This window comes from Nocardia sp. NPDC058114, from assembly GCF_042884695.1.
Taxonomy (GTDB): domain Bacteria; phylum Actinomycetota; class Actinomycetes; order Mycobacteriales; family Mycobacteriaceae; genus Nocardia.
In genome coordinates this window covers 392,142-403,698 of the sequence record NZ_JBHVTK010000007.1, presented here as the reverse complement: position 1 = coordinate 403,698, position 11,557 = coordinate 392,142, and the positions used below count along the sequence as shown (strand labels likewise).

Sequence of the window (11,557 nt, the reverse complement as noted above, 5' to 3'; positions counted from 1 at the left end):
TTCCCACCCCCCCCCCCCCAACCCGGTTTGGGTGGTGGTGGGGGGGTGTGTTTTTTTTTAATCCCCCCGCGCGGCCCCCCCGCCCGCCAAACCCGGCCCGGGCGGCCGTTTCTCATCCTCAGCTACAGGCGGCGATGACCAGGTCGCGGACGCGGGCGGCGTCGGCCTGGCCGCGCGTGGCCTTCATGACGTCGCCGACGATCTTGCCCGCGGCGGCAACCTTGCCGGAGCGGATCTTCTCGGCGATGTCGGGGTTGGCGGCGAGGGCCTTCTCGACCTCGGCCTGCAGGGCCGAGTCGTCGCTGACCATGCCGAGGCCCTTGGCCTCGACGATGGCGGCGGGCTCGCCCTCACCGGCGAGGACGAAGTCGACGACCTGCTTGGCGACCTTGTTGTTGACGGTCTTGGTCTCCACCAGCGCGATCACCGCGGCGACCTGGGCGGGAGTGATGGGCAGGTCGGCGAGGGCGATGTCGCGTTCCTTGGCCTTCTCCGTCAGGTAGGCGACCCACCAGGAGCGCGCCTCGTTGGCGGGGGCGCCCGCGTCGACGGTGGCGATGATGAGGTCGAGGGCGCCCGCGTTGACGAGGTCGCGCATGACCTCGTCGGACAGGCCCCAGTCGGCCTGGATCCGGGCGCGCACCAGCCACGGGTATTCGGGGATGGTGGCGCGCAGCTCCTCGACCCACTCGGCGGCCGGGGCGACAGGCTCGAGGTCGGGCTCGGGGAAGTAGCGGTAGTCCTCGGCGGTTTCCTTGCGGCGACCAGCGGCGGTGGAGCCGTCGGCTTCCTGGAAGTGGCGGGTCTCCTGGATGATCTCGCCGCCGGCGGTGAGCACCGCGGCCTGACGACGCATCTCGTAGCGCACCGCGACCTCGACGCTCTTGAGCGAGTTCACGTTCTTGGTCTCGGTGCGGGTGCCGAATTCCTTGGCGCCGACCGGCATCAGCGACACGTTGGCGTCGCAGCGCAGCGAACCCTGCTCCATCTTCACGTCGGACACGTTCAGCGAGCGCAGCACCTCGCGCAGCGCGGTGACGTAGGCGCGGGCCACCTCGGGCGCGCGCTCACCGGCACCGGTGATGGTCTTGGTGACGATCTCGATCAGCGGCACGCCCGCGCGGTTGAAGTCGAGCAGCGAGTGGCTGGCGCCGTGGATGCGTCCGGTCGCGCCGCCGACGTGCAGGGACTTGCCGGTGTCTTCCTCCATGTGCGCGCGCTCGATCTCGACGCGGAAGATGGACCCGTCGTCGAGGGTCACGTCGAGGTAGCCCTCGGTGGCGATCGGTTCGTCGTACTGGCTGATCTGGTAGTTCTTCGGCTGATCGGGGTAGAAGTAGTTCTTGCGCGCGAACCGGCCCCACGGGGTGATCGAACAGTTCAGCGCGAGGCCGATCCGGATGGCCGATTCGATGGCCTTCTCGTTCACCACGGGCAGCGAGCCGGGCAGGCCGAGGCACACCGGGCACACCTGGGTATTGGGTTCGGCGCCGAACTCGGTGGGGCAACCGCAGAACATCTTGGTCGCCGTGGACAACTCGACGTGGACCTCCATGCCGAGCACCGGCTCGTACCGGGAGATGACATCGGCGTAATCCATCAACTCGACCGTGGGTGCACTCATGACGCCCAGTCTAGGTAAGCCCGCTGACGCACTCGGCCGGTGGTCCTAGCGGGGCGGGACGCGCTGGGTGAGCCACCCGGTGACGTAGGTGAGCACCGCCGGGTCGATGGTCGTCTCGATGGTCGCGTACTCGCTCGGCTTGCCGGTCGCGGTGGGCTGCATCAGGTGGTTGAGGCCGGGAAAGGTGTGCACGGTCGCGTCGGGAGCGGCGGCGAGGTTCTCGCGCATCGGGCCTTCGTTCTGGGTGGCGATGACCTGCTGGTCCTTGTCGCCGAAGAACGCCAGCACCGGCACGCGCAGCGCCTGCAGCGTCGGTTTCGGGTCGTGGGTGATGAACGAGGTCATGTACGGGGTGTTGAACCCGTCGACCACCTCCTGGGGCGCGCGTTCGGCCACCGGCAGGGAGTCGTTGTGCCGCTGGGTGAAAGCCCGCGCGCCCTCGATATCGCCCGCGCGCAACAGCCTCGACCATTCACTGACGTAGGCGACCTGCTGGTCGATCTGGCCCTGCGGCGCCCCCGTCGAGGCCATGATCACTTTGTTCTGCTCGATCAGCACGTCGGCGCCGGGGACCGACGGGCCTGCCATCAGGACCGCGAAGGCGACATCGCTGCCGGGCAGCGCGGCGACCATCGGGGCGAGGTAGCCGCCTTCGCTGTGCCCGAACAGACCCACTCGGGCGGGATCGATCTCGGGGCGGGTACGCAGGAACGCGAGGCCCGCGGCCGCGTCGGCGGCGAGGTCGGGGTAGGTGGCGTCGTCGAGAGTGCCGCTGGTGCCGCCGACACCACGGTCGTCGGTGCGCAGCACGGCATAGCCTGCGCGAGTGAAGGTGTCGGCGAGCAGCTGGAACGGGCGGTGGCCCATCAGCTCTTCGTTGCGGTCCTGCGGGCCACTGCCCGTGATCAGCAGCATCGCCGGAAACGGGCCACTACCTTCGGGTTCGGTGAGCGTGCCCGCGATGGCGATGTCGCCGTTGCGATAGGTGACGTCCTCGCTGCGGTACGGGTACGGCGGTTTCGGGTCCTGCGGGCGGGGCAGGTTCTCGATCTTGCCGCGCTGCAGCGTGACCGGAGCCTTCTCCCCGGACTGCACCCAGTCACCGGTGAGCCGGTCGCCGTCGAGCTTGCCGCGGAAGCCGGGGTCACCCGGCGCGTCGGGGATGGTGAACTCCACCCGGTCCGGTTCGGTGCGTACATCTTTCAACGGCGCGTCGCGCACACCCTGCGCCGGGATGTCGATGGTGGCCGATCCGTCCTCGGCGAAGCTCACCCCGATCGCGATCGGCTGCCCCGGTACCTCGATGTCACCGTGCCAGCTGCCCCGCACAGTGGGGGCGGCCGCGTCGTCCGAGGCCCCCGAACACCCCGCCACCAGCGCGGCGACGACGACAAGAACCGAAACGATCACTCGACCGGTGCGCATGAACCCACGGTACCGACGCGCACCGATAATGTCGGAGGAACCGGCGCCGATATCAGCCGAAGAACGCCGATGCCTCGCTGAGCCGTTCCGGCGGAACGCGTTTGAGCTGCTTGGTCGCCTCCGACAGCGGAACCAGCCCGATATTGGTGCCGTGCAGTGCCACCATCTGACCGAAATGCCCCGCGTGCACCGCCTCGGCCGCGTGTACCCCGAACCGCGTCGCGAGAATGCGGTCGTAGGGTGTGGGGCTGCCACCGCGCTGGATATGGCCGAGCACCGTGGTGCGCACCTCTTTGCCGATGCGGCGCTCGATCTCCGACCCCAGCTGCTGGGCGACGCCGGTGAACCGCTCGTGGCCGAACTCGTCGATCCCGCCCTCGCGCAACGCGAATCCGGATTCCGGCGCGGGATGCGCGCCCTCGGCGACCACGCAGATGAAGCTCTTGTCACCGCGCTGGAAGCGGGCCTTGATCATCGCGCACACCTGCGACACGTCGAACGGCTCCTCCGGCACCAGGGTCAAGTGGGCGCCCGCGGCGATCCCGGAGTTCAGCGCGATCCAGCCGGCGTGGCGGCCCATCACCTCGACCAGCATCACCCGCTGATGGGATTCGGCGGTGGTGTGCAGACGGTCGATGGCCTCGGTGGCGATCGACAGCGCGGTGTCGTGGCCGAAGGTGACGTCGGTGCAGTCGATGTCGTTGTCGATGGTCTTGGGCACGCCGACCACCGGCACGCCCTCGTCGGCGAGCCAGCTCGCGGCGGTGAGGGTGCCTTCGCCGCCGATGGGGATCAACGCTTCGATGCCGTTGTCGTCGAGGGTCTGCTGGATCCTGGGCAGGCCTGCGCGCAGCACCTCGGGGTTGGTGCGTGCGGTGCCGAGCATCGTGCCGCCCTTGGTGAGCAGGCGGTCGGTGCGATCGTCGTTGTGAATGCGGATCTTTCGATCCTCGAGTAGGCCGCGCCACCCGTCCTCGAAACCGACGATGGCATCGCCGTAGCGTCCGTTCGCGGTGCGGACCACAGCCCGGATCACCGCGTTCAGACCTGGACAATCTCCGCCTCCGGTCAAGACTCCGATGCGCATGGCGTTCATCTTGCCGCACCGGCCTCGATCAGGGGCAGTGACCTCCGGCCAGCTCGCTCAGGTGCCCCGAGATGAGCGTCGCCATCTTGTCGAGCATGGCCATACCGTCGTTGAAGCTGCCCGAATCCGGTTGTGCGGCGAAGGCGATCGCGATCCGGCCGGTGGGCGAGTCGATCAGACCGAACTGACGGACCAGGTACTTCCCCGCCGGGTCGGGCCCCCACCCGCCCTTGAACTCGGCACTGCCGAACGCGCCCAGACCCCAGTGGTGGCTGGCGATGATCTGCTGCATCAGCCCGACCACCCGCTCGCTCTGCGGGATGCACGGCAGCTGCGAGGCGAAGCGCACCTGGTCGGCCAGTGTCCATTCGGCCTGACCGTAGACCGACGCGTCGGCACGGGTGCGCGTGGTCGGCACGGTGGTGCGGGTGTCGCTGCCTTCGCGCAGCACGCCCTCCACCGCCTTGGCCGCGTCGGCACCGCTGCCGAGCGAGGCCCACAGGGTGTCGGCGGCGCCGTTGTCCGACGCGGTGATCGCCGCGGAGGCATACGACGAGTAGGAAGCGCTGTTACGTAGGGCCGCGATGGCCAGCGGCACCTTGATCGTCGACCAGGCCGGACCGGAGGACCAGTTGCCGAAGGTGACCATCTTCTTGCCGCCCACCGGCATGATCGCCAGCCCCGCGCTCCCGCGGAAACCCTGCTGGAGCTCGCTGAAATCGGCGGCCAGGCTGCCGGGTACCGCGATCGAGATCGTGCCGTTGTCGGCGCCGGGATCGGCGACGGGAACCGTGGTGGTCACGCTCGGCCGGGCGGCCTTCGGCTCGGTACCGCAACCCGCGGTCGCGAGCACGACCACGCCCAGCAACGCGGACAGCACCACCCGGACGTGATGGCGTCGTTCATTATTCATTATGTGAAGCATTTTCGTTTGTAAACTCCCCCGGGGCGTTCGGTGCTGGCGACCCGTACCGTTACCGTACTGCGACATATGCCGATCGCCCACTTCGAGCACCGAACCCTCAGGTCAGACGGTGTTCGCCCGTATAGATATTCATCGTTTCGGCACGCAGGAAGCCGACGAGTGTGAGGTCGGACTCGGCGGCCAGGTCGACGGCGAGCACGCTCGGCGCCGACACCGCGGCCAGGATCGGGATCCCGGCCATCACCGCCTTCTGCGCCAGTTCGAACGACGCGCGACTGCTCACCACCAGCACCAGATCGTGCGCGGGCACCCGGTTCTCGCGCACGGCCCAGCCGATCACCTTGTCGACGGCGTTGTGCCTGCCGATGTCCTCACGCAGGGCCAGCAGCGTGCCGTCGGTGGTGAACAGACCCGCCGCGTGCAAGCCCCCGGTGGCCTCGAACAACTTCTGCCCGGCGCGTAGCTGTTTCGGCAGGTCGGTCAGGGTGTCGGTGCTGATCGACACGGATTCGCGCGGGATCGGGAAGCGGGTGCGGGTACGCACTTCGTCGAGCGCGGTCTTACCGCAGAGGCCGCAGGCGCCGGTGGTGAGGAAATTGCGGGTGTGGATCGGTACCGGATTGCGCAGGCGCAGATCGAGGACGTTGTAGGTGTTGCGGCCGTCGCTGTCGGTACCCGCGCAGTAGCGCGCGGTGACGATGTCGTCGGCCGAGCCGATGATGTCCTCACCGAACAGGAAGCCGTGGACGAGGTCGATGTCATTGCCGGGGGTGCGCATGGTGACGGTGAGCGATCGGCCGTCGACCCGGATCTCGAGCGGCTCCTCGACGGCGAGCGTGTCGGGTCGCTGAATCCGCCCGGCCGGGGACAGGCGGGTCGTCTTGCGCCGTGCGGTCACTCTGCTCATCCCATGACTCTGCTCACTGTGCGGGTTCTGATCAAACACGGGTTGCCGATCAGGTGATCGGCGCGATGGATCAACGCTCAACCGGTGGCGAGTCCGGCGACGAGATTGATCGTCGTCGTAACCGGGTGGTCATGGTCGTGCACAGTACCCACCGGGTTGCCCGGTCATAGCTGAATGGGATCAGCTCGCTGTCGGGCGCGGCGCGACGGCGAAGTCGGTGGCCCGCGCAGTGCCGATGAGGGCGGTGGTGAGCACCGATCCGGGTTCGACCGCCGCGGTGACGAGCACGATCTGCGCGGTGACCACCGGGTCGGTGAGTTCGAACACCCGGATGTCGGCGGTGGGTCCCAGCGCCGCGACCCACGGCTGCGGCACGATGCACGCCCACCGCCCGGTGCGGGCGTGCTCGAGCAGTGTCGCCACCGAGTCGCTCTCGAGTTGGGGCGCCGCGGTGAGGCCCAGTGTCGCGAGCGCGTCGTCGATCAGCTGACGACCGCGCATCCCCGGTGGCAGCAGGCACATCGGCAGTTCCAGCGCGTCTGCCCAGGAGATCTCGGTGCGGCCCGCGACGAGCGCGCTCCCCGCGACGAGAACGTGGCGTTCGGCGTAGAGCGGGGTGAGGGTGAGGCCCGAAGTGTCGATACCCTGCGCGTAGACGATGCCCGCGTCGAGCTCGAATCGGCGAATCCGTTCGACGATGTCGGGCGAGCGCAGACTCGTCTCGACCCGCACCCGCATCAGCGGATGTTCGGTACAGAAAGGGTCGGTGAGCAGCGCGACGGTGCTCGACGCCGCGGGCACCGCCCCGATCCGCAGTGCACCGGTGAGACCGGTCTGCAATGCGCGGACCTCGTGTTCGAGCGCCTCGCGGTCGGCGATGATCCGCCTGGCCCACAGCACCAGCCGCTCGCCCTCGGGGGTGAGACCCTCGAACGTGCGCGCGCGGCGGACCAGCGGCACGCCGAGTTCGTGTTCGAGTTTGCGGATCGCCTCCGACAGCGCGGGCTGCGACACGTAACAGGCCTTCGCCGCCCGGGCGAAATGCCGTTCCCGGGCGAGCGCGACGAAGTATTCGAGCTGACGGAACAGCATTCGGAGAGCGGGTCAGTCGTCCTGGTCGTCGGCTGCTTTGTTGCGCGCCTTCGCGATCTCGAGCGCCTTCTCGGCGGTGGCCTGGTCCGGGTAGGGGCCCATCCGGTCGCCGTACCAGCAGGCCTTGCCCTGTTCGGCCTTGTGGTGCTTGAGGCAGTAGTACCACTCGTTGTCGTCAGCCATGCCGACAGTATGCAACGTTTCGCATACCGGCGTCTCGAAGGTCGGTAACGCGGGGGTAGCGGGTTCGCGAATAAGCAGGGCGACAGCGATTCCCACCGCGACGCCGATCACCGTGTCGACTCCGCGTTCGGTGAGCAACGTGAGCGGATCGGACGGATCGGCCAGTTCGGTCATCGACATGATCAGCGGCGTGAAGAAGCCCATCGCCACCGCGTAGTGGCGGGCCATGAACAATTCGGTCGGGTAGAGCAGCGCGATGATCGCCAGGCCGAGCATCGCCGGGCTCGGACCCGGGATCAGCAGCGGCGCGGTGACCGCGAGTCCGATGAACGTGCCGACCACCCGGTGCATGCCGCGGGTGATCCGGTCACGGGAGCTGGCGGCGGCCAGCGGCACCGCGGCGCCCGCCATCGCCCAATTGGCATGGCCGACGCCGAGCAGCAGCCCGATCCCGCCGGCGATCGAGATCGCCAGCGCGTAGCGTCCCGCCTGCACGTACGACACCCCTCCGGTGCGATGCGGCGGGATCGGTATCCGCGTCGCACACATGCCGGCCCGGCGGACTCGCCGCGTCGACTCGAGATAGCCGACGATCACGCACAGCATCGCGGTGCCCGCGCACAGCACCAGCGCCAGGAGCGGATCGCGCTGCGCCCCGGCCACCATGGCGATGGCGCCGAACGCGAAGATCCCGAAGAACGGCCCCTCCGGCCGCAAGCCGAGGCGGTCGGTGATCGGCGAGGCGACCGCGGCGAACACCGCGACCGCCGACACCAGCACCGCGGGAGGGGCGTGCAGGCGCGCGAGCAGGATGCCGGCGCCGACGGCGCCGACCAGCATCACCGCCGCTTCGCTCTGGTGGATCAAGCGCCGGCGCGGCGATTCCGCGTAGCCGTACATCCCGGTGAAGGAACCGAAGACCGCGTAGATGAGCAGGTCGGTGCGGCCCACCGCGATCAGCACGAGGCCGGGGATCGCGAGACCGACGAAAACGCGGGCGGCGGGCAGATGATCGATCTCGGTGACGAACCGTTGGTAAATCTGGCGCGCCCGTGTTCGCGTGGTGCGCAAGGGTTCCTCCGAAGTCGGTCGCGGGACATGCCCGTAGGGCCGATGATCAAGCCTGCACGATCCGCGCGCACGCCGTCAACCTGCGGTGATCCCGGTCGCACCGGCGAAAACGGCGCTATGGCGGGGGTGATAGGCGCGACCGATCGACCGGTCGGAAATCGGACTTGGACGCCGCCGAGCGACACGACGAAAGTTACCTACGCCCTTCCGTGATCTCGACGGTAGAGAATCCAACCGAGGCACTGGACAGGGCACATCTTTCTCGACCCGCATTCACCGCGAAGGGAAGATCTGACATGGCTGACGGTCCGCACACCATCTGGGATCCCGATCGGGGCCCGAGCGAAGCAGCAGACCGGGCGGCCGTGCCGAAGGCCAAGCCCTACCACCATCCGGCGGCGGGCTGGGGCGCGGCGATCGCGGTCGGAAAGTTCATGGTCGGCAAGGAACACGAGCCGTTCATCGGCACCAAGGCCATCCTGAAGATGAACCATCAGGAACGCGGCTTCGACTGTCCGGGCTGCGCGTGGCCCGACGCCACCGACGGTTTGGTCCTCGACGTGTGCGAGAACGGCATCAAGCACGTGACCTGGGAGATGACGCACAAGCGGTGCACTCCCGAATTCTTCGCCCAGCACACCGTCACCGAGCTGGCCACCTGGAGTTCCTTCGACCTCGAGGACCAGGGCAGGCTCACCGAGCCGATGGTCTACGACCCCGAGACCGACCACTATGTGCCGATCAGCTGGGCCGACGCGTTCGAAATGGTGGGCAAGGCGCTGCGCGAGCTGCCCGACCCGAACGAGGCCGCGTTCTACACCTCGGGCCGACTCGCCAACGAGGCGACGTTCCTCTACCAGTTGATGGTGCGCGAGTACGGCACCAACAATCTGCCCGACTGCTCCAATATGTGCCACGAAGCCAGCGGCCGAGCTCTACAGGCCTCGCTCGGCACCGGCAAGGGCACCTGCGACCTCGAGGACTGGGACAAGGCCGACGCGCTGTTCGTGATGGGCCTCAATGTCGCCTCGAACGCGCCGCGCATGCTGACCTCGCTCGCCGAGGCCTACAAGCGCGGCGCCCAGGTGGTGCACGTCAATCCGCTGATCGAAGCGGGCTCGCGCAACACGATCATCCCGCACGACTTCCTCGCGATGGCCACCTTCCACCCGACCAAGACCGGCACGCTCAACCTGCAGGTGCGCATCGGCGGCGACTTCGCGCTGATCCGCGGCATGGCCAAGGCCGTCCTCGAAGAGTCCGCGACCGACGAGAAGGCTCTCGACCACGAGTTCATCGAGCGCTACACCGTCGGCTTCGACGAGTACGTGCGCGAAGTCGAGGCGACCACCTGGGCCGATATCCAGACCGAGTCGGGCCTGAGCGAGGCCGAGGTCCGCAAGGCCGCCCGCATCTACTGCGACTCCGACCGCAGCATCATCAGCTGGTGTCTCGGCGTCACCCAGCACGAGCACGGCGTGGAGACGATCCGCGAGATCGTCAACCTGCTGCTCCTGCGGGGCAACCTGGGTCGCGAAGGCGCGGGACCGTCGCCGGTGCGCGGGCACAGCAATGTGCAGGGCAACCGTACGTGCGGCATCGACAACAATCCGCCCGCCGCATTCCTCGACCGGCTGGCCAAGGTCTGTGAGATCGACGTGCCGCGCGCCAACGGCTACGACGTCGTCTCCGCCATCGAGGCGCTGCAGAAGGGCAAGCTGAAGTTCTTCATGAGCATGGGCGGCAACCTCGTCCAGGCCGCGCCCGACAGCGAATACACCTTCGAGGCGTTCCAGAAGGCCGACTTCACCGTCATGGTCTCCACCAAGCTCAACCGCAGCCACGTCGTGCACGGCAAACGCGCGCTGATTCTGCCCTGCCTCGCGCGCACCGAATACGACGAGCAGCGCAGCGGCCCGCAGGTGGTCTCGATGGAGAACGGCATGGCCGTGGTGCACCTGTCCAAGGGCATGAAGAAGCCCGCGTCGCCACATCTGCTGTCGGAGCCCGCGATTCTGGCGGGTATCGCCAAAGCCGCACTGCCCGAGACGAAGACGCCGTGGGAGTACTACGTCGAGGATTACGACCGCATCCGCGACACCATGTCGAAGGTCCTGGACGGTTTCGAGGACTACAACCGGCGGGTGCGACTGGGACTCGGATTCCGGATCCGGCAACCCGCGCGGGAGCTGATCTTCCTCACCCCGTCCAGCAAGGCGGAGTTCTCCGCCGCGACGCTGCCCGACACGACCAACCCGGCCGGGGTGCTCACCCTGGCGACGCAGCGCTCCCATGACCAGTGGAACACCACCATCTACACCAGCAACGATCGCTATCGCGGGGTGAAGAACCTGCGCACGCTGGTCTTCATGAACTCTCGCGATATGCGCGACCGCGGCCTGAAAGAGTTCGACGAGGTCGACATCACCAGTACCGCCCGTGACGGGTCGACGCGGTCGCTCTCCAAGTACAAGGTCGTCACCTACGACATTCCGCCGGGCTGCGCCGCCGGGTACATGCCGGAAATGAATGTGCTGTGCGCGATCGGCGACTACAGCACCGAGAGCGATCAGCCGATGATGAAGAGCGTGAAAGTGACTGTCACACCGTCGAGTTGAACTCTGTCGAGGAGATGGCAATGAACCAGCACCCGCGAAAGACACTGGCGTCGATCGGCGATATCGAGCACGCGAAGTAGGGGGACAACCGATGTCATATCTGCTCGCACTCATCGCCGAACCCGGCGAGACGTCCACGGCGCAACAGTTGGCGACCGAGGCCCAGCAGGTCGCGATCCGCAACAACATCGACGTGGTGAGCCTGGCCGAGCTCGACACCCTGCCCGCCTACAGTGCCGCGATCGACACCGAGGACGGGCGGCCACTGATCGCCGACCAGCTGCGCCGCTCCACGCTGGAAGCCGACGGTGTGCTGCTGTTCGCGGCCGAGGGCGAGACCGTGGCGCCGCTGGCGGCGAGTGTGATCGCGTGGCTGGCCAATCCGGACTCGGCGCCGGCCGTCGGGGGCAAGCCGGTCGCGGTGATCACGGTGGGGCCCGGTGAGGTGATCAATCAGGACTTGGCCGATCGATTGCGCAAGGCGGGCGCCGAGGTGGTGGCCGACGGTGTGTCGATCACCGGGTCGTGGAGCGACCCGGACACCGTGGCCCGGCTCGGTGACACAGTGATCGCGGTTGCTTCGGCTAGCTGAGGCTCCTCCGCGACCGCGGCCCCCGAGATATCG

The 11,557-nt window shown here is 67.9% G+C and carries 9 protein-coding genes; 2 read left to right on the top strand and 7 right to left on the bottom strand.

Annotated elements, in window-relative coordinates:
* Nucleotides 1-118: 118 nt before the first annotated feature.
* From gatB to ACFVVI_RS26110, 7 genes are all read right to left on the bottom strand, one after another.
* Entirely contained in the window at nucleotides 119-1,624 is a 1,506-nt protein-coding gene (gene gatB / locus ACFVVI_RS26140; protein WP_378991617.1) for an Asp-tRNA(Asn)/Glu-tRNA(Gln) amidotransferase subunit GatB, read from the bottom strand.
* Between the two features lie 45 nt (nucleotides 1,625-1,669).
* Complete coding sequence (locus ACFVVI_RS26135) at nucleotides 1,670-3,049, bottom strand: alpha/beta hydrolase family protein (RefSeq protein ID WP_387447274.1); 1,380 nt, start codon at nucleotides 3,047-3,049, stop codon at nucleotides 1,670-1,672.
* 52 nt (nucleotides 3,050-3,101) lie between these two features.
* Nucleotides 3,102-4,136, bottom strand: a complete 1,035-nt coding sequence (locus ACFVVI_RS26130; RefSeq protein ID WP_378633402.1) for an ATP-dependent 6-phosphofructokinase — start codon at nucleotides 4,134-4,136, stop codon at nucleotides 3,102-3,104.
* A 28-nt stretch (nucleotides 4,137-4,164) separates the two neighbouring features.
* Nucleotides 4,165-5,049, bottom strand: coding sequence for a hypothetical protein (locus tag ACFVVI_RS26125; RefSeq protein WP_387447272.1), 885 nt, complete (start codon nucleotides 5,047-5,049; stop codon nucleotides 4,165-4,167).
* Nucleotides 5,050-5,158: 109 nt separating this feature from the next.
* The gene (gene fdhD / locus ACFVVI_RS26120; protein ID WP_387447271.1) at nucleotides 5,159-5,968 is read right to left on the bottom strand and encodes a formate dehydrogenase accessory sulfurtransferase FdhD; all 810 of its coding nucleotides are present in this window, start codon (nucleotides 5,966-5,968) and stop codon (nucleotides 5,159-5,161) included.
* A gap of 180 nt (nucleotides 5,969-6,148) precedes the next feature.
* Complete coding sequence (locus ACFVVI_RS26115) at nucleotides 6,149-7,060, bottom strand: LysR family transcriptional regulator (protein WP_378991611.1); 912 nt, start codon at nucleotides 7,058-7,060, stop codon at nucleotides 6,149-6,151.
* A 12-nt stretch (nucleotides 7,061-7,072) separates the two neighbouring features.
* Complete coding sequence (locus ACFVVI_RS26110; protein WP_387447270.1) at nucleotides 7,073-8,314, bottom strand: FUSC family protein; 1,242 nt, start codon at nucleotides 8,312-8,314, stop codon at nucleotides 7,073-7,075.
* A 296-nt stretch (nucleotides 8,315-8,610) separates the two neighbouring features.
* On the opposite strand from ACFVVI_RS26110, the gene ACFVVI_RS26105 reads away from it, so the two are divergent.
* Nucleotides 8,611-10,932, top strand: a complete 2,322-nt coding sequence (locus tag ACFVVI_RS26105) for an FdhF/YdeP family oxidoreductase (RefSeq protein ID WP_387447268.1) — start codon at nucleotides 8,611-8,613, stop codon at nucleotides 10,930-10,932.
* A 91-nt stretch (nucleotides 10,933-11,023) separates the two neighbouring features.
* Nucleotides 11,024-11,524 (top strand): NADPH-dependent FMN reductase, encoded by a 501-nt coding sequence (locus tag ACFVVI_RS26100; RefSeq protein WP_387447266.1) that lies wholly within the window; start codon nucleotides 11,024-11,026, stop codon nucleotides 11,522-11,524.
* Nucleotides 11,525-11,557 lie beyond the last annotated feature (33 nt).